General features: G+C 72.0%; 18 protein-coding genes and 1 pseudogene. 5 read left to right on the top strand and 14 right to left on the bottom strand.

Annotated elements, in window-relative coordinates; genetic code table 11:
* Nucleotides 1–182: 182 nt before the first annotated feature.
* Nucleotides 183–839, bottom strand: a complete 657-nt coding sequence (gene lexA, locus I6J71_RS28115; protein ID WP_204089610.1) for a transcriptional repressor LexA — start codon at nucleotides 837–839, stop codon at nucleotides 183–185.
* Nucleotides 840–1,071: 232 nt separating this feature from the next.
* On the opposite strand from lexA, the gene I6J71_RS28110 reads away from it, so the two are divergent.
* The gene (locus I6J71_RS28110) at nucleotides 1,072–1,440 is read left to right on the top strand and encodes a YciI family protein (protein WP_204089609.1); all 369 of its coding nucleotides are present in this window, start codon (nucleotides 1,072–1,074) and stop codon (nucleotides 1,438–1,440) included.
* Nucleotides 1,441–1,486: 46 nt separating this feature from the next.
* On the opposite strand, the gene I6J71_RS28105 is transcribed toward I6J71_RS28110, so the two are convergent.
* The 9 genes from I6J71_RS28105 to I6J71_RS28065 form a co-directional block, all read right to left on the bottom strand.
* The gene (locus I6J71_RS28105) at nucleotides 1,487–2,470 is read right to left on the bottom strand and encodes an RNA polymerase subunit sigma-70 (protein ID WP_370541981.1); all 984 of its coding nucleotides are present in this window, start codon (nucleotides 2,468–2,470) and stop codon (nucleotides 1,487–1,489) included.
* A complete protein-coding gene (locus tag I6J71_RS28100) occupies nucleotides 2,467–3,201 on the bottom strand; it encodes an SDR family oxidoreductase (RefSeq protein ID WP_204089608.1) in 735 nt (244 codons plus the stop codon). The genes I6J71_RS28105 and I6J71_RS28100 overlap by 4 nt, the downstream gene beginning before the upstream one ends.
* A 116-nt stretch (nucleotides 3,202–3,317) precedes the next feature.
* Complete coding sequence (locus I6J71_RS28095; protein WP_204089607.1) at nucleotides 3,318–3,779, bottom strand: RDD family protein; 462 nt, start codon at nucleotides 3,777–3,779, stop codon at nucleotides 3,318–3,320.
* Nucleotides 3,763–4,215: a hypothetical protein gene (locus I6J71_RS28090; protein ID WP_204089606.1), complete on the bottom strand. Its 453-nt coding sequence runs from the start codon at nucleotides 4,213–4,215 to the stop codon at nucleotides 3,763–3,765. Before I6J71_RS28090 ends, I6J71_RS28095 begins: the two co-directional genes overlap by 17 nt.
* Nucleotides 4,216–4,226: 11 nt before the next feature.
* Complete coding sequence (locus tag I6J71_RS28085) at nucleotides 4,227–5,531, bottom strand: hypothetical protein (protein WP_204089605.1); 1,305 nt, start codon at nucleotides 5,529–5,531, stop codon at nucleotides 4,227–4,229.
* Nucleotides 5,532–5,553: 22 nt separating this feature from the next.
* Complete coding sequence (locus tag I6J71_RS28080; protein ID WP_204089604.1) at nucleotides 5,554–6,045, bottom strand: DUF1269 domain-containing protein; 492 nt, start codon at nucleotides 6,043–6,045, stop codon at nucleotides 5,554–5,556.
* 86 nt (nucleotides 6,046–6,131) lie between these two features.
* The gene (locus I6J71_RS28075; protein ID WP_204089603.1) at nucleotides 6,132–6,755 is read right to left on the bottom strand and encodes an HD domain-containing protein; all 624 of its coding nucleotides are present in this window, start codon (nucleotides 6,753–6,755) and stop codon (nucleotides 6,132–6,134) included.
* Complete coding sequence (locus I6J71_RS28070; RefSeq protein ID WP_204089602.1) at nucleotides 6,724–7,146, bottom strand: hypothetical protein; 423 nt, start codon at nucleotides 7,144–7,146, stop codon at nucleotides 6,724–6,726. The genes I6J71_RS28075 and I6J71_RS28070 overlap by 32 nt, the downstream gene beginning before the upstream one ends.
* 86 nt (nucleotides 7,147–7,232) lie before the next feature.
* Nucleotides 7,233–8,582 carry a diacylglycerol kinase family protein gene (locus tag I6J71_RS28065; RefSeq protein ID WP_204089601.1) on the bottom strand — a complete coding sequence of 450 codons (1,350 nt, stop codon included), beginning with the start codon at nucleotides 8,580–8,582 and terminating at the stop codon, nucleotides 7,233–7,235.
* A 141-nt stretch (nucleotides 8,583–8,723) separates the two neighbouring features.
* Here I6J71_RS28065 and I6J71_RS28060 point away from each other — a divergent pair, with 141 nt between their 5' ends.
* Together I6J71_RS28060 and I6J71_RS51145 are read left to right on the top strand one after the other, a co-directional pair.
* A complete protein-coding gene (locus tag I6J71_RS28060) occupies nucleotides 8,724–10,154 on the top strand; it encodes a DUF2252 domain-containing protein (RefSeq protein WP_204089600.1) in 1,431 nt (476 codons plus the stop codon).
* A pseudogene (locus I6J71_RS51145) lies at nucleotides 10,151–10,579 on the top strand (potassium channel family protein); the annotation flags it as partial. The gene I6J71_RS28060 and the pseudogene I6J71_RS51145, both read left to right, overlap by 4 nt.
* Before the next feature lie 87 nt (nucleotides 10,580–10,666).
* Here I6J71_RS51145 and I6J71_RS28050 read toward each other — a convergent pair.
* On the bottom strand, nucleotides 10,667–12,106 hold the full coding sequence (locus tag I6J71_RS28050; protein ID WP_204089599.1) for an MFS transporter: 1,440 nt from the start codon (nucleotides 12,104–12,106) through the stop codon (nucleotides 10,667–10,669).
* A 126-nt stretch (nucleotides 12,107–12,232) separates the two neighbouring features.
* Here I6J71_RS28050 and I6J71_RS28045 point away from each other — a divergent pair, with 126 nt between their 5' ends.
* On the top strand, nucleotides 12,233–14,056 hold the full coding sequence (locus tag I6J71_RS28045; RefSeq protein WP_204089598.1) for a glycoside hydrolase family 15 protein: 1,824 nt from the start codon (nucleotides 12,233–12,235) through the stop codon (nucleotides 14,054–14,056).
* 302 nt (nucleotides 14,057–14,358) lie between these two features.
* Here the strand turns inward: I6J71_RS28045 and I6J71_RS28040 are convergent, their stop codons facing one another.
* Nucleotides 14,359–14,976 (bottom strand): TetR/AcrR family transcriptional regulator, encoded by a 618-nt coding sequence (locus I6J71_RS28040; protein ID WP_239153952.1) that lies wholly within the window; start codon nucleotides 14,974–14,976, stop codon nucleotides 14,359–14,361.
* A gap of 14 nt (nucleotides 14,977–14,990) precedes the next feature.
* The gene (locus I6J71_RS28035) at nucleotides 14,991–15,797 is read right to left on the bottom strand and encodes a class I SAM-dependent methyltransferase (protein ID WP_204089596.1); all 807 of its coding nucleotides are present in this window, start codon (nucleotides 15,795–15,797) and stop codon (nucleotides 14,991–14,993) included.
* 173 nt (nucleotides 15,798–15,970) lie between these two features.
* Between I6J71_RS28035 and I6J71_RS28030 the strand changes: the two genes are divergently transcribed.
* Nucleotides 15,971–16,444 carry a YkgB family protein gene (locus tag I6J71_RS28030; RefSeq protein ID WP_204089595.1) on the top strand — a complete coding sequence of 158 codons (474 nt, stop codon included), beginning with the start codon at nucleotides 15,971–15,973 and terminating at the stop codon, nucleotides 16,442–16,444.
* On the opposite strand, the gene I6J71_RS28025 is transcribed toward I6J71_RS28030, so the two are convergent.
* On the bottom strand, nucleotides 16,426–17,541 hold the full coding sequence (locus tag I6J71_RS28025; RefSeq protein ID WP_204089594.1) for a glycosyltransferase: 1,116 nt from the start codon (nucleotides 17,539–17,541) through the stop codon (nucleotides 16,426–16,428). The two genes, I6J71_RS28030 and I6J71_RS28025, sit on opposite strands and share 19 nt — an antisense overlap.
* Nucleotides 17,542–17,558: the final 17 nt, after the last annotated feature.

The raw sequence follows: 17,558 nt of genomic DNA, 5'->3' as shown, positions 1-17,558 counted from the left end.
CCGCCACCTTCGACCTCAACGGCGTCCTGTTCCTGCGCCGATCAAACCCCGCGGCGATCGGACCCTGCGCCGACCACGCTGGCCGATCAGACACTGCGCCGATCAGACACTGCGCCGATCAGACACTGCGCCGATCAGACACTGCGCCGATCAGACACTGCGCCGATCAGACACTGCGCCGATCAGACACTGCGCAGCACGGAGACCACGATCCCGAGCACCACGGCCCGGTCGCCGTCGAGCACGTCGTAGGCCGGGTTGCGGGGCTCGAGGTACACGTGCCCGTTGCGGCGGCGGTAGACCTTCACGGTGGCTTCTTCGTCGATCATGGCCGCGACGATCTGGCCCGAGTGCGCCTCGGGCTGCTGGCGGACCACGACGATGTCGCCGTCGCAGATCGCGGCGTCGATCATCGAGTCACCGCGCACGCGCAGGCCGAACACGTTCCCGCGGCCGGTGAGCCCGCGCGGCAGCGTCAGCGTGTCGTCGACGTGCTCCTCCGCCGCGATCGGCGTGCCGGCCGCGATGTGGCCGACGACGGGCACCGGCACCGAGTCAGCGCCGCCCTCCTGCGCGGCGGAACCCGTGAGGAACGCGCGGACGTCGATCGGCCGCGACATCGAGCTGCTGCGCCGCAGGTACCCCTTGTCCTCCAGGGCCGCCAGGTGCTTCGACACCGAGGACGACGACCGCAGGCCCACCGCCTCGCCGATCTCGCGGCTGCTCGGCGCGTAGCCCTCGCGGACCACCCAGTCCCGGATCGTAACCAGGATCTGCTGCTGCCGAAGCGGCAGGGACGAGGGGTCGAGGTGGTCGAAGGTGTCGTCGTAGGTGGTCACGCTCCGCATCGTAGAGGGCACCGCGGTGCGAGCCCGGGACCGGTCCGGTGCGTCGCGCGGCTTTCCCCGGCGGTGGTGACGAACCGGCCAGCCTGGTCCCCGGCGGAAAGTTCTCCAAAAATGTTCGCGGCGGGTGTCGATCGGGGGTGTGGCCGTTCGACGCGTCGGTGTTGGGCCGGTCAGCGAGTCCGGGTGGATCCGGATCCCGGCCCGGACGTGACAGGGAGTGGACATGCGGTTTCTCATGATGCACCGGGTGTCGGAGCAGAACTCGGCGGCGTGGAACCCGAGCCCGGAGTTCGTGAAGAAGATGGGGGAATTCATCCAGGAGGCGGTGGACAACGGCATCCTGATCACGGCCGAGGGCGTCCACCCGTCCGAGAAGGGCGCCCTGGTGCGCAAGTCGCCCGACGGCGCGATCAAGGCGACCGACGGCCCGTTCACCGAGGCCAAGGAGGTCATCGGCGGGTTCGCGCTGGTGAACTTCCCGAACCGCGAGGAGGCCGTCGCCTACGCCAAGACGTACGCGGCGCTGTTCGACGGCGAGATCGAGGTCGAGGTGCGGCAGGTCGTCGAGTTCGACGAGATCCCGTCGGCGTGACGCGGGGGCCGGTCCGCCCCCTAGGGGTGGGCGGACCGGCTCCCCGTCACCGGGTGAACGCCGGCACGAGCGCCGGGTCGTTGAACGAGGTGAGGCGGGCGATCCGGTCGCCGCGCACGGTCAGGACCTGCACGCCGTAGGGCACGGCCTCGCCGTCGGTGCGGTGGTGGACGACGACCGCCGGCTGGCCGTTGGCCCGCGTCGGCGTCAGGAGCCAGCGGTCGCGCGCCAGGACGCGGGCCGCGAGGAACCCGACGACGGCGGAGCGGCCGCTGAACCACGTCGGGATCGGTGGCATCTCCAGTTCGACGTCGGCGCGCAGCAGCCGGACCAGCTCGCCGGCGTCGGCGCGGGTGAAGGCGTCGACGTAGTGCTCGAGCAGTTCCCGGTCGGCGTCCGCGGCCGGCTCGGTCAGATCGTCCGCGACCGGTGCGGCGTCGGCGAGGTGGGCCCGCGCGCGGCGCAGCGCGCTGTCGACGGCCGCGGTCGTGGTGTCGAGCAGTTCGGCCACTTCGGCGGTGCGGAACGCGAGCACGTCGCGCAGCGTCAGCACGGCTCGCTGCCGCGCGGGCAGCAGTTGCAGCGCGGCGATGAAAGCCAGCCGCACGCCCGCGCGGGCGGCCGTGACCACCGCCGGGTCGGCCGCCGCGAAGTCGGGCGCCGGCTGCAGCCACGCGACCGCGGGTTCGCGCGGGGCGACCGCCACGCGGTAGTCGTCCGCCGGGGCGCCCAGTCCCGAGGGCAGTGGCCGTCGGGCGCGGGTATCCAACGCTGTGAGGCACGCCGCGGTGGCGATCTTGTAGAGCCAGCGCCGCACCGACGAGCGGCCCTCGAACCCGGCGAACCCGCGCCAGGCCCGCAAGTAGGTCTCCTGCACCAGGTCCTCGGCGTCCTGCAGCGAGCCGAGGATCCGGTAGCAGTGCGCGAGCAGCTCCGGCCGGAACGGCTCGGTCACGGCGCTGAACTCGGCGTCCGACGGCATCGTGGTCTCTCCCCGGGTGCGCGGGAGTCCACTGTAGGCGGTGCTCACGGCAGCGGCCGCACCCCGGCGCCGCCGACCACGTGCTCCGGCGCGGCGTCCGGATCGGCGGCGAGGTCGGTCACGGCCTTGGCGACCTGCTCCGGCGTGAGCACGGGCCGGCGGTCTCGCATGAACGCGTCCGGGTCGACGCCGTCGCGGGCCGCGTAGCCGGCGACGCCTGCCGAGCCGAGCCGGGTCGCCGGCGTCAGCTGGGGCAGCAGCGTCAGGAACCGCACCCCCAAACCGGCGCGTTCGGCCTCGCCTGCGGCGTAGCCGCGCAGGTAGCGGATCGCGGCCTTGGCGCTCGCGTACCCGCCGCTGAGCGGTGACCCGGCGAGCGCCGCCCCGCTGGAGAGCGACACGACCACGCTGCCCGGCGCGAGCGGTTCCCGCAGGGCGGCGCGCGTCCATGCGAAGACGTGCCGCGTGTCCACGTGCCAGTTGCGGCTGAACGTCTCCCAGGTCTGTTCCTGAACCGGAGCCATGTGCGGCGTGGCCCCGGCATTGAGCACGAGCAGCCCGGGCCGGTGTCCGTGGAGCACGTCTCCGGCGAGCTTCTCGTCGGTCGCGTCGGCGGCCAGCGGCGTGAAGCGCTCGCCGAGCTCCTCGCGCACGGCGAGCAAGTCGCTCTCGCCTCGCGCGATTCCCACGACCCGCACTCCGTCGGCCACCAGCGCGGCGGCGATCGCGCGGCCGAACCCGCGGCTCGCCCCGGTCACCACAGCAGTCTCGTACGTCATCGGACACTCCCTTGCGCGTTTGAAGAACCAGTCCGCATCAAGACCGGCGGGGGCACCGGAAACCGTCGGTTCAGGGAGGTGACTTGGATCACGTCTCTCCGCTTTCGTATAACGGCCTATACGGGATCCTTTGTGGACACTCCTTCGGTGGTCCAGTCGTAGCGGACCGTCGTCCGGAGGACGACGTCCGGCACTGACCGGCGGCGGGGGCTCACCGCGACCCACAGCAAGCCGACCGGGAACACGACGTAGAACAGCGCCCGCAGCGCGGCCCGCGGCCAGCCGAGCCGGCGGCCCCCGTCCGTCAGCACGCGCAACCCCAGCAGAGCGCCGCCGTAGGTCCGGCCGAGGGTCCGCCACGAGACGGTCAGGTACACGATCGCGAAGACCCCGCCGAGCACGCCTGTGAACACCGGCGGCGGCGCGGGCCACCGGAACGACCACGGCGCCGCGGCGTAGCTCACCGCCGCCACCGCGAAGTACCCGGCGGCCTCGGCGAGCCCGACGACCGCCGCGTCGACCACGGCTGCCACCGAGCGCGTGACGATGCCCGCCGGCCGGTCAGGCGAGCCGCTCACCACGGCGCCGCAGCACCCGCTCGACGACCCGCGTCACGGTGTCGTCGGCACTCACCCCGGCGGTGCGCACACCCCGGACCGCTTCCCCCGTGACGGTTGCGCTCGACTGCCGTACCAGCGCGGGCAGGTCCATGGCCGCCACGAGCCCGCTCACGTCCACCCGCGCGACGACAGCCGCCACGTCGACTCCGGCGACCAGCGCGTCGAGGTCGACGTGGTCGCGCACCAGCGCTGTCACGTCGACCATTTCGAGCACGGTCGCCGCGACCGCGGCGGCCACGTCCCGCAGGGCCCGCCGCGCCATGTCCTCAGGCACGGCCGCCGTCAATACGGCCCAGCCCAGCCGCCGCACGGGGCCGGACGCCCACCAGCCGGCCTTGAGCGCGACGGCCCCCAGCGCCACGACGCGGTCGGGCGCAGGCCGCAGGTCGTCCATGGCGTCCCCTCTCAGCCGGTCTGCGCCGGCCGGTCGCCGGGGTAGTCCAGGAACTGGATCACGGCGAGGACCACCAGCAGCACCACGGCGATCAGCAGCACCGCGAGCCCGCTCGGCTGGTTGAGGAACAGGAACACCAGCACGGCGATCGCGACGGCGCCGGCGCGCAGTGCCACGCGGTAGGTGTGCACCCACTTGCCGAGGCCGGTCGCGCGCAGGCCGCTGCGCGAGCGCAGCCACGCCAGCCCTTTGACGACACCCTGGCGGATGTGCACGGCGGTCGAGGACGGGCCGGCGAGGAACGCCCCGAGCGCCACCACGATCCCGACCGCGAACAGGGTCCGCAGGCCGTCGCGCAGGAAGCGGACGACGATGTCGAACGACGCTGCGACGGGCGCGGCCGACTGGCTCGGCACTTCGCCGATGATGATCGAGCGGCCGATCGCGAGCCCGATGGCGAGCACCAGCATGCTCAGCGAGAACCCGAGCGCGGCGCCTACGAGCGCGCGCCGTTTGTGGCGGGCGATGTACACGCCGGCGGCGAGCAGCACGATCGCGATCCACGGCAGCCACGTCGCCAGCCGGTCCAAGGTCGTGTACCACGAGCGCGCTTTCACCAGGCCGGCGGCGTCGGCGACCGGGATGGTGGGGTGGATTTGCGGGATCCGGTTCACGACCGTGAGCCCGTCGGCGGCGAGCTGCTGCTTGGCCGCGTCGATGAACGGCGCGAGGTCGACCACGACCTTGTCGCCCTGGATCGCGATCGCCGAGGACGACCCGTTGAGCACATCCACGGCCTGCGTGTGGGCCACCCGGATCATCCGATCCCACGCCTGCGCGATCTGGTCGCTCGCCACCAGGTCGCCGACGCGGCCGTGCACGAAGCTGCGCACGCCCGAGGCGAGCGGCCCGGTCAGTGCGTCCAGCCGGTCGGTGACCGCCGGCGGGACGCCCTGGGCCGCGAGCGCGTTGACGGCGTCGGTCGCGATGGCCTGCACGTTGATGTTCGTGAAGATCGCGTCGGTGACCCGGTTGGTCACGGCCGCCTGCACCGACGGGTCGCGGATCAGCGGGCTCATGGTGGCCGTGAAGCGGTCGGTGTCGGAGATCTGGTTGTTCACCCACACCGACGTGAGCGCGAGCGGGGCCAGGATGCAGCCGAGCACGATGAGGATCGACGACACCACGGGCCGCCAGCTGAACCACGGCCGGCGGGCGCGGGTCGTCCGCAGTTCGGCGACTTCGCGGCGGAGCTGTTCCAGCTCGGCCCGTTCGTCATCGGTCACCGGGGTGAGGTGCTCAGTGCTCTCGGCCATGACCGGCCCCCTCGTCGCGAGGTCAGCTCGACATCATCTCCCGCAGCGAAGCTTCCTGCTCCGCCGACAGGTTGGACTGCAGGAGCTCGGGCTTGTGCCCGCCTGCCTCGACCGCGGCCTTCACCTTGTCCACCACGGCGTCGCTGGACATCAGGAACAGTGCCGACGTGCCGGGGGTGGTCTTGTCGCGCACGGACTTGATGAAGTCGTCGTCGATGCCCACGTCGGTCAGCGAGCCGGCGAGCGCGCCCGTGGCCGCGCCGATCGCGGCGCCGATGAACGGCACCAGGAAGATCAGCCCGAACAGCATGCCCCAGAACATGCCGCTCATGGCTCCGCCGGCGGTGAGGTTGCGCAGCTGGCGCGTCTTCGGCTTCTTCGCGCCCTCCGGCCACGACACGGTCGCCGCGTCGTGGATCGAGATGAGTTCCTGTTTGGCCAGGCTCTGGAGGGTCGTGGCCGCGTTGTCCGCTCCCTCGGGGCTGTCGAACTTCCACACCGTCAGCGTCGTCATAGTTGTCTCCTGCCGGGTTCGGGTCTGCGCCGTGGTTCACCGTCGCCCCGCGGGTGGCCGCGCGCCTCGCCCCCACGGGGTGAGACTCACCGTGAGCGCTTCCGCGCGGCCGCGGCGCCGAGCCGCAGCTCGGTGCGCCGGACCGCGTCCCGGCGGGCGCTCAACCCGCCGGCGTCGAGTGCGCGCGCGAAGTCCGAGTCGGGGCTGTGGCGCGTGCGGAGGCTCGTGATGCGCTCCTCGAACGACGTCGGGTGGCCGCCGGGGCTCGTGTGCATGTCGCAGAACCACAGGGCGTCGCGCAGCACCGTCCGCTCGTCCGTGAACTCGGCGAGCTCGCCGGCGAGGCTGCGCTGCTCGGCGACGAAGATGGCCGCGGAGTGGTGCGCCACGAGGTGCACCAGCCGGTCCGGGGCCGCGGCCGCGATGAGGAACCGCGCGCCGTCGAGCGGGTGGTAGCCGGACGCGACGAGCCCGGACGCGTACCCGATGTCGTGCAGCAGCGCCGTGGCCACGAGCAGTTCCATCTCGTCCTGGGGCAGCAGCGCGTGGCCGACCCGCCGCGCGCACGCCGCGACGCCCTGCACGTGGGCCCAGCGCTGCGGCAGCTCGCGCGCGAGGTGGTGCTGCGCCACGCCGGACGCCCAGCGGATCAGCGAGCCGGGTGGCCGGGTCTGCGCCTCAGGGGCGGCGGCTGAGCGCGTCTTCGCCATGGGCGATCAGCGCCCAGATGACCAGCACGTCGAGGGTGAGCACGATGACCGCCCAGAACGGAGCCGCGGGCAGGAAGGCCAGGTGCGCCACCGCGCTGAGCGCGGCGAGCGCGACGGCGGGGTAGCGCGCCCACCACGCCTTGGCGAGCAGTCCGAGCCCGGTCAGCACGGCGATGATCCCCATGACGAAGTGGATCCAGCCCCAGCCGGTGAGGTCGAACAAGAGCGCGCCGTGCGGGGTGGTGACGAAGTACTGGTCGTCGAACAGCGCGGTGAGGCCCTCGACGACCGAGAAGGCCCCGACGAGGAACATCATCACGGCGCCAAACACGATCAGGCTGGCCCAGCCCGATTCGCGGGTGACGGGGCCCGGCGGCGACTGTACGGTCATCGTCCGCTCCCTTCTCGTGGCCGCACATCTTCGGTGCCCGGGTGCGTGGGCGCTTCGCCCGGTGTGGATGAGGCTGTTGCCGGACCTCAGCCCGCGGGCCGTCCGGCGAGTACGCGGAACAGCGCGCGGACGGCGTCGCGCATGCCCTTCGGCGCGAGCGCGGCGGGTGCGGAGCCGGGGGCGTCGACCGGTACGCGGACCCGCAGCGCGCCGGGCAGCGACCGGAACCGCAGGGGTGGCTCGAGCTTCAGCGCCTCCCCATCGACGCCGATGTCCACAAGGGACTGCCCCGAGCTCACCACGAACTCCCCGGTCTCCCACGACCGGTAGCCGGGGTAGCGCGCGATCTGCCCGGTGAGCTCGGCGGTGATGAGCGTCGGCAGATCGCGCGCGCGGTCGACGCTCACGGTGACGATGCCGAGCGCGCCGGTATCGAGCCGTTCGCGTGTGCCGAAGCCGGTGAGCCGGTCGAGGCGGTAGGGACCGTTGGACACGAGCACGATGTCCGCCGGTGGCCGGTCGCCGCCGTCGGGTGTGCGGTAGCTCAGGTCGAAGTGCTCGCTGTCGGGGCCCAGCAGCTGGGGCAGCTGGCCGGCGACGGTCGAGACCTTGGCGTCGCGGTAACCCGGCGACTGCACCACCGTCGCATACACGCCGAGCGACGCGTTGTTCACGAACACCCGGTCGCCGATCAGGGCCAGGTCGATGCGGCGTTCGAAGGCCTCGCCGTACGCGTCCAGCGCGGCGACGACGTTCTCGCGGTCGAGCCCGAGGTCGAGGGCGAAGTGGTTGCGGGTGCCGGCCGGCACGCACACGAACGGCAGGCCGTGGCGCCGCGCGACGTCGGCCACCAGTGCCTGCGAGCCGTCGCCGCCGGCCATCCCGATCACGTCCGCGTGCGCCGCCGCCTCTTCGGCCAGCGCCCGCAGATCGTCGCCCCGGTGCAGGACGACCGGCGTGATGCCCCGCGAGCGGGCCACGTTCTCGAGGTCGAACTGCGCGACCTTCCCGCCGCCGGAGCGCGGGTTCATCAGCAGCACGCCGCGGCGCGCGGGGCCGACGCGCCCGGCCTCGACCGGTGTCGCGAGGTCCTTGCCCAGCGCGACCCGTGCGGCCGCGGCCGCGAGCAAGCCGAGCACGAGCACCAGCGGCAGCACCACGAAAGTGCGCAGGTCCGGCAGAGCCGCGATCGCGCCGAGCGCGACCACCGCGACGATCGCCAGCACGATCCGGGCGGCCCGGCGGCGCACCAGCGCGGCCCAGGCGGCCACGGTCGCGATGACGAGCAGCACCACCGCGATCGCGAGTTCGACGGGATTGCGCACCAGAGCGGTGATCGCGACGACGAACGCGGCGGCGAGCGCGAGGAGAGCACCCAGCGCGCACAGGCGCCGGGTGATCGACGGACGGGTGGCTTCACCGGACGGCCTGCTCATGGGCCACCGCCTTTCGCCGGGCGTTCCCGCTGCCGACCCTGAGCGCGGCGGAGCGGGGTGTCGTCACCCCGTCCGGATGATGCCTCGTCTCACCCCGTGCGGGCGAGGAAAGCCACGCCGCCGGAGGGGGATGCTCCGTCGATGGCTGTCACCAGTGAGCGCACAGCGACCGAAATCCGCAGCGAGAGCCGGGAGGAGCGGGCGGCGAAGGGCAAGGCGGCCCGCGCGGCGACTCCGCGCTCGAGCCACGCCGGGTTCACCCGCGACCCGAAGGCACCCGCCCCGTTGGACCTGCTGGCCCGTCAGGACGCCACGCGTGTGGCCCAGCTGCTGCCGATCCGCTACGGGCGCATGTCGGTCTCGCCGTTCACGTTCTTCCGCGGCGCCGCCCTGCCGATGGCGAGCGACCTGTCCGGCACGCCGGTCTCGGGGCTGCGGGTGCAGGTGTGCGGCGACGCGCACCTGATGAACTTCGGCGTGTTCGCCTCGCCCGAGCGCAAGCTCGTGTTCGACATCAACGACTTCGACGAGACGCTGCCCGGCCCGTGGGAGTGGGACGTCAAGCGGCTCGCCGCGAGCCTGGAGGTCGCGAGCCGGCAGAACGGGTTCACCGAGCACGAGTGCCGGCGGGTCGTCACCGATTCGGTGGCCCAGTACCGGACCGCGATGCGGGAGTTCGGTGGGCAGACCGCGCTCGAGGTGTGGTACGCGCACGCCGACATCGACCTCGTGAACCAGATGTACGCCGGCCGCTTGCGCGGGCACCGGCGCAAGGAGATGCAGAAGAACGTGGCTTCGGCCCACAACAAGGACAACCTCGGCGCGCTGCGGCGCTTCACGGTCGTCCGCGACGGCGAAGTGCGGATCGCCCCCGATCCGCCGATCGTGCTGCCGATGGAGGAGCTGTCGAGCCGGCCGGAGGACGTCGCCCGGGCCCGGGAGGGACTGGGCGCGCTGCTGGCGGCCTACCGCGCCACCCTGGAACCGGAGCGCCGCTCGCTGCTGGATCGCTACCGGCTCGTGGACGTGGCCCACAAGGTCGTCGGCGTGGGCAGCGTCGGCACGCGGTGCTGGATGATCCTGCTGCTGGGCAACGACGACCACGACCCGCTGTTCCTGCAGGCCAAGGAAGCAGGCCCGTCGGTACTGGAGGAGTTCGCCGGTCCCAGCGAGTACGACAACTCCGGGCGCCGCGTCGTCGTGGGGCAGCGGCTGATGCAGACCGTGAGCGACATCTTCCTCGGCTGGATCCGGGCCGCCGGGATCGTCGACGGCAAGCAGCGCGACTTCTACCTGCGGCAGCTGCGCGACTGGAAGGGCTCGGCGCGCGTCGACACGCTGGACCCGCGCGACATGACGACCTACGGCCTGCTCTGCGCGTGGACACTCGCGCGCGCCCACGCCCGCACCGGCGACAGCGTTGCGATCGGCTCTTACCTCGGCTCGAGCGAGTCGTTCGACCGCGCGATCGCCGAGTTCGCCCGCGACTACGCGGACCAGAACGAGAAGGACCACGCCGCCCTGCTCAAGGCCATCAAGACGGGTGCCGTCCAGGCCGACTCCAGCCGGTGAACAGCGGGCGCGGCGCACGGGGTTCCGTCGCCCTGCTCGTCGTGCGGCCCGTGCTGACGGTGGCCACGCTCGTCGCCGTCTACTACCTGCTCCCGGTCGACCGGCCGATCGACGGGTGGACGATCACCGGGCTCGTCGTGGGCGTGGGCCTGGTCGTCGGACTGGTCGTCGGGGAGATCCGCGCCATCCTGCGCGCGAAGTACCCGGCGCTGCAGGGTGTCCAGGCGCTCGCGCTGATCGTGCCGCTGTTCCTGCTGGTGTTCGCCAACGCCTACTACGTGCTGCAGCACAACGTGCCCCACAGCTTCGACACGCCGCTGACCCGCACCGACTCGCTGTATTTCGTGGTCACCGTGTTCGCCACCGTCGGCTTCGGCGACATCGTTCCGGTCACGCAGGTGGCCCGGATCCTGGTCACCGTGCAGATGCTCGGCGACCTGCTCGTGATCGGCGTCGCGCTGCGCGTCATCGTGGTGGCCGTCCAGCGCCGCCGCCAACGGCCGGGGGCGGCGTCAATGCAGCTTCTGCCGCGGGATCCGCAGAGCCGTGACGACTCCGGCGAGCGCCAGGCAGGAGAGCAGGACCATGGCGATGGCGAAGGGGCCGTTGCCCGGGACGGCCGCTCCGGCGAGGACGGAGCCGACCAGCGCGGTGCCCAGTGACGACCCGAGGTTCGACACGCTGCGCGACACCCCGGAGATGTCGCCCTGCGCCTCTTCCGGCGAGCTCGACTGCACGAGATTCACCGACGCCGTGAGCATCACGCCGATGCCGATGCCCATGAGCAGCAGGCCGGGGACGAACGTCCAGATCCCCGAGTCGGCGCGGACCAGTGCCAGCAGCAGGAGCAAACCCACCGTCGTCGCGCTGAACCCGAACCGGATGAGCCGTCGCTGCGAGTGCCGCCGCGACATCCGTTCTGCGAGCGCGGAGGAACCGAGGACGCCGACGGTGGCCGGCACGAGCACCAGGCCGGTCTCGATCGCGGTGAAACCGCGGATCTGCTGCAGGAACACCGACGTCACGAAGAAGGAACCCTGCAGCACCAGCCACTGCAGGAGCTGCGTCACGAGCCCGAGGTTCGACGCGCGGCTGCGGAAGATCCGGAGCGAGAACAACGGGGTGCGACCCGCGCGCTCCACGCGGCGGAGGTGCCGGAAGAACAGCACGAGGATGACGAGCCCGATCGCGACGTGGATCCACACCGGCGAGACGCCGCCCGCCGGGATCAGCACTGTGCCACCGACCGTGAAGTCCTCCCGCGACTTGAGCCAGCCGTAGGTCGAGGTCTGCAGGATGCCGAAGACCACGAAGAACAACCCGGCCGCCGACAGGATCGCGCCCCCCACGTCGAAGTGCGCCGGGCGTCCGGTCCGCGGCGGGTCCGTGATGCGCACCGCGAGCACGATGATCAGCAGGATCACCGCCACTTGCAGGAAGAACGAAGCGCGCCAGCCGAGGTAGCTCGTGACCAGGCCACCGATGAGCGGCCCGGCCGCGGCGCCGAGGCCGGCGGCGCCGCTGACGATGCCGAAGTTCTTGGCCCGGAGGTCGACGTCTTCGAACACCACGGTGACGAGAATGTAGATCGGTGGGATCAACAGCGCCGAGCCGATGCCCTCCAGCAGCGAGTAACCCACGATCAGCACTCCGACCCCCTGCGCGAACGCCGACAGCAGCGCGCCCGAGCCGTAGATCACGAGCCCCGCGATGAAGCAGACCTTGCGCCCGAGGAAGTCCGTGAGCTTGCTGCCGGGGATCATCAGCGCGGCCATCGTGAGCGTGAACAGCGTGATCGTGGTCTGGATCCCGGTGACCGTCGTCCCGATGTCCTCGGCGATGGTGCTGATCGCGACGTTCATGTTCGTGGCCGCGTAACTCGCGATGAACTGGCCGAGCGCCAGGGGCAGCACGACGGCGGCAGCGTTGACGCTCTTCGATCCGGTCGCCATCGCGAAACCCTGCGGAGCGGCCGCGGCGATGGCATCACCTCCTGCGGATGACCCGCCACGCCCCGCCTCACCCGAGGCTGGGCAAGAGCGCCGGTCCCATCGTGGCCGGGCAAGGGAGGCGGGGACATGACCGAGACCGCGATCGCCGACCACGGGCTGGTCGGCGACCTGCAGACCGCTGCGCTGATCACGACGGACGGCTCCGTCGACTGGTTCTGCTGCCCGCGCTTCGATTCGCCGAGCGTGTTCGCCGCGCTGCTGGACGACGAGCACGGCGGCCGGTTCCAGCTGCGTCCCGCGGGCACGCCGTACGAGGCGAAGCAGATGTACCACCCCGATACGGCGGCGCTGATCACGCGGTTTTTCACGCCCGGTGGCGTCGGGGAAGTCGTGGACTTCATGCCTGCGCTGGGCGAGCAGGCGACGGACAACCACCGGCTCGTGCGGCTGCTTCGGTGCGTCCGCGGAACGATGACCTTCGAGCTCGTGCTGGCGCCGCGCTTCGGCTACGGGCGGGTGCCGCACCGTGTGGACGTGACGGGCGAAGGCGTGGTGTTCGGGACGGACGCGCTGTCGCTCACGCTGCACACCGTGCGCGAACCGGGCGACGAGCGGCTCGCGCACGTCCAGGTGCACGACGGCGACGTGCGCGGCACGGTGAAGCTGACCGCCGGCCAGGTGCGCGGGCTGGTGCTCGAGTCCGGCGCCGAGGGGCCGCCGCGCGAGATCCGTGTGGGTGAGGTCGAGCAGCTTTTCCAGGACACCGTGGCGCACTGGCGTTCCTGGCTCGCGCGCTCGACCTACCGCGGCCGGTGGCGCGAGATCGTGGAGCGCTCCGCGATCACGCTCAAGCTGATGACCTACGCGCCGACGGGCGGGCTCGTCGCCGCGCCGACGATGGCGCTGCCGGAGCAGGTCGGCGGGGAGCGCAACTGGGACTACCGCTACACCTGGGTGCGCGACGCGTCGTTCTCCGTCTACGCACTGCTGGGCCTGGGTTTCGTCGAGGAAGCCGAGAAGTTCGGCACGTGGCTGGGCGCGCGGATCCGCGAGCACACCGTCGGCAACGGCGGCCCGCTCAACATCATGTACCGCATCGACGGGTCGGCGGACCTCAAGGAGGACGTGCTTGAGCACTGGTCGGGCTACCGCGGCTCGCGCCCGGTCCGCGTCGGCAACGGCGCCGCCGAGCAGTTGCAACTCGACATCTACGGTGAGGCTCTCGACAGCGTGTTCGTCGCGCACCGGGCCGGGCTCACCGTGCCCCAGCGCGGCTGGACGGCGCTGACCGGCGTGCTCGACTGGGTCGCCGACCACTGGGACCAGCCCGAGGAGGGCATCTGGGAAACCCGCGGCGGCCGCCAGCCGTTCACTTACGGGCGGCTCATGTGCTGGGTCGCGCTCGACCGCGGCATCCGGCTGGCCGAAGAACACGGCCGCCCGGCGGACCTCGACCGCTGGCGCGCCGCCCGCGACGGCATCTACACCCAGGTGCTCGAGCGCGGCTGGAACTCCACGCGGCAAGCGTTCGTGCAGCACTACAACACCGACGTGCTCGACTCGTCCCTGCTGCGGATGCCCATGGTCGGCTTCATCGGGCCCCGCGACCCGCAGTGGCTCGCCACGCTCGACGCGATGAACAGCGAGCTCGTCACCGACAGTCTCGTGTACCGCTACGACCCCAGCGCCTCTCCCGACGGCCTGCGCGGCTCGGAAGGCACGTTCTCCTTGTGCACCTTCACCTACGTCGACGCGCTGGCCCGCGCGGGCCGCGTCGACCAGGCGCGGCAGGCCTTCGAGAAGATGCTCACCTACGCCAACCACGTCGGGCTGTACTCCGAGGAGATCGCGCTCACCGGCGAGCAGATCGGGAACTTCCCGCAGGCGTTCACGCACCTAGCGCTGATCGACGCGGCGCTCGCGCTGGATCGGGCCCTCGGCGGCCAGTGAACCGGCTTGTGGTCCACTGAGGACGGATCAGGGGGTGTCGGACAACCTTCGCCGGGACGGAGCCGTGAGTTCGTCCACCAGGAACGGAGGTTCGGCGACCGCTCTGGTGCGGCTGTCGCTCGCCGCCGTCGCCGCGTTGATCACGGCGCTTCGCCGTGCTTCGCTGAAGCTGTCGGTTTGCCGCCCGGTGGGTGGGCGTTGCCGTGCACTGTCCTCCGGCCGCGCTGGGAGGACCGCCAGGATCAACGGCCGGTGCCGTGTCCATTCGGGGGCAGCCGTGACGAACTGGGCGCGGCTGTGGCTCACGGGTCCGCGCGAGGGCCGATGCCCTGCAGCACCGTCGCCACGACGGCGTCGACCGGTGGTTCCACGGGGGAGCCGGTGAGCGGTACCAAGGCGGACAGCACCGTTTCGTGGCAGACGCCGACAAGGAGGGCCGCCGTGGCGTCCAGGTGGGCGTCCGGGGCGAGGCGGCCCAGGTCGCGCTCGGCGTGGAGGTAGCTGAGCAGCCGGTCGCGCCAGTCGGTGCCGGGGGTGGCGAGCTCGGCGAACCGGGTGAGGACCGCGGGTTGCGTGACCAGGCCGGCGAAGGTCGGCAGGATCGCACGATGCAGCGCGAGCCCGTACTCGAGGTGCGCGCGCAGGCCGGCCTCGACCGTGCCGGCACCGGGCACCGGCAGGTCGCCCAGGTCGCTTTCGACGGCGCGGACGTGGGCGCGCAGCGCGTGCGCCAGCAGCTCCTCCTTGTCCGCGAAGTGGTTGTACAGCACGCCGTCCGCGACGCCCGCCCGGTGCGCGATCGCGCGCACGGTCAGCTTCGCCGCGCCCTCTTCGGCCATGAGGGCGCCCGCCGTCGCGATGAGGTGCTCGCGCAGGCTCCGGTCTCCGTCGCGCAGGGCCGCCGCCGTCCGGGGTGACATCGCGGACATCGTATTCACCGCGTGGCGGTCACCAGCCACGCCGCGCCCCGCAACCGCACGCCGCCCGGCCCCGCGAACGCCGGCAACGCCGCGGCCAGCGCAGCCCGTGCCCGCGCCGCTGCCTCGGGCGAGGCCAGCTGCAGGTGGTGGCGCACCGGTCCCCACGCCTCGATGAACTCCGCCGCGTCGGTGACGTCCCGCCCCCACACCTGCTCGGCCTCCACGTACGTGCACACGACGTCCCGGAACCCCGCCTCCGCCAGCAGCGCCCGGACGTGGGCGGGATCCGCCAGGGACGTCGGCCCGCTCCGCTCCGGCCGAGGCAGATGTGCCGCCATTGCCCCGAACACCACGCCGAGATCGGTTCCCGCCAGCTCGGTCAGGCTCACGAACGCGAGCCGCCCGCCCGGCCGCAACGCGCCGCGCACCCGCGCGAACGCCGCAACCGGATCCGCGAAGAACATCACCCCGAACCGGCTCAGCGCCACGTCGAACGACCCCTTGCCGAACTCGTGCGCCTGCACGTCGCCGCGTTCGAACCTGACGTTCGGTAAGTCGGCGGCCCGCGCCCGCGCCGTCGCCAGCATCGGCTCCGACAGATCGACCCCGAGCACGTGCCTGGCCCGGTTCGCCGCGAGCCGCGTCAGCTGCCCGGTCCCGCACCCGAGGTCGACGACCCGGTCGTCCGGGCCCACCTGCGCCAGCAGGATTTCGTTGAACCCGCTGTTCACCGCGTCGTACCGATCGGCGTGCGCCGCCCAGTGTGCACCCTCGTAGCCGTTCCACGCGTCGGCCTGTGCGGTGTTGACGATGCCGGTCATGACGACCTCCTCGATTATGAACAAATGTTCATGAACATGCGTTCATCATGGCCGGGCATCGCCTCGCCTGTCAACCGCGGCCCGTCAGCGATTCGTAAGCCGCCGAGCCGGTTCCGGCGAGCTGATCTTGGTTACCGTCGCCCGGAGTCCGCCGGCGGAAGGAAAGAGAACCAGTGGAATCCACGATCGAGCGGCGAGCGACCGCCGCCGGTGGCGTCGTCGTGCGGTACGGGCTCGTGGTGGTCGTCGCATGGATCGGCGCGCTGAAGTTCACCACGTCCGAAGCCATCCGCGTCCAGCACTACGTCTCCCCCAGCCCGTTGCTGGCCTGGACGGCTCACGTGCTCGCCCCGCAACCGCTCGCCGCGGTGTTCGGCGTCGTCGAGGTGGGTGCCGCCGTGCTCATCGCCGCCGGCCCGTGGTTCCCGCGGACCTCGGCTGCGGGAAGTGTCGTCGCGATCCTGCTGTTCCTCAGCACGATCAGCTTCTTCTTCACCACGCCCGGCATCGGCGATCCCGCCGCGGGCGGCTTCCCCGCGCTGTCGCCGGTCGGGCAGTTCCTGCTCAAGGACCTCGTGCTGCTCGGCGCGTCGATCTGGACCCTCGGTGACTCCCTCGGCCGCCGGCGTCAGGCCGATGTCGAGTAGTGCCGGCCCTTCCACCCCGCCCCGCGGCCGGCGAAGTGCCGCCGCGCCGAGTCCAGCGTCATCAGCGTGTACAGCAAAGCCGTCACCGGCAGCAGGACGCCCAGCACCGGCCACTGCCGGTAATACCGGGCGATTGGCACGAACGTCGCCGCCATCAGTGCCCAGGCGCCCAAGGCCGGCCACGACGGCCCGGTGAAGGTCAGCACCGGGGGAGCGAGGAACACCACTGCCAGCCCGATGACCGTGCCCAGCAGCACGATCGGCGAATGCCGCAACTGCGTGTAGGCCGTGCGGGTCACCATGTGCCACAGGTCGGCCGGCCGGGGATACGGCCGTACACTGTGGACGTTCGTCGCGAAGCCGAGCCAGGTGCGCCCGCCCGCGGCTGACACCACGCGGGCCAGGGCGACGTCGTCGATGACGGCGCCGCGGATGGCGGCGAGGCCGCCCGCGCGCTCCAATGCGGATCGCCGCACGAGCACGCAGCCCCCGGCGGCCGCGGCGACGCGGGAGCGTGCTGAGTTCACCCGCCGGAACGGGTAAAGCATCGCGAAGAAGTACACGAACGCCGGCACGATCAAGCGTTCCCAGGGCGTCGACGTCCGCAGCACGGCCATTTGCGACACCAGGTCGTAGCGCCCGGCGGCCGAAACCAGCGTCTCCAGCGAACCCGCCCCGTGCGCGATGTCCGCGTCGGTCAGCAGCACGAAGTCCACCGCGCCCGCCTCGGCCACACCACGTGCGGCCGCCCAGAGCTTGCCCGTCCAGCCGTCCGGCAGGGGGTCGGGCGTGACCACCGTCAGCGGCAGCGACGACGAAGTGCCCAGCCGGCGCGCGAGCTCCCCCGTGCCGTCGGTGCTCGCGTCGTCGACGAGGATCACGCGCGCGGAACCCGGATACCGCTGCGCGAGCAGGGCCGGCAGCGTCGACGGGAGCACGGCCGCCTCGTCGCGCGCCGGCACCACGATCGCGACCGAGGGCCACTCCGCCGGCCGCGACAGCGGCGGCAGGCGCTGGTCCGTGCGCCAGTAGAAACCGTGGCAGAACGTGAGGCCCAGCCACACCACGAAGGTGACCCACCCCAGCACCGTCAGCACTCCCAGAATGCTAGTCG

Origin of the sequence: Amycolatopsis sp. FDAARGOS 1241 (genome assembly GCF_016889705.1) — a bacterium.
In the GTDB taxonomy this organism is placed as follows: Bacteria; Actinomycetota; Actinomycetes; order Mycobacteriales; family Pseudonocardiaceae; genus Amycolatopsis.
This window is presented reverse-complemented; position numbering and strand designations above follow the sequence as displayed.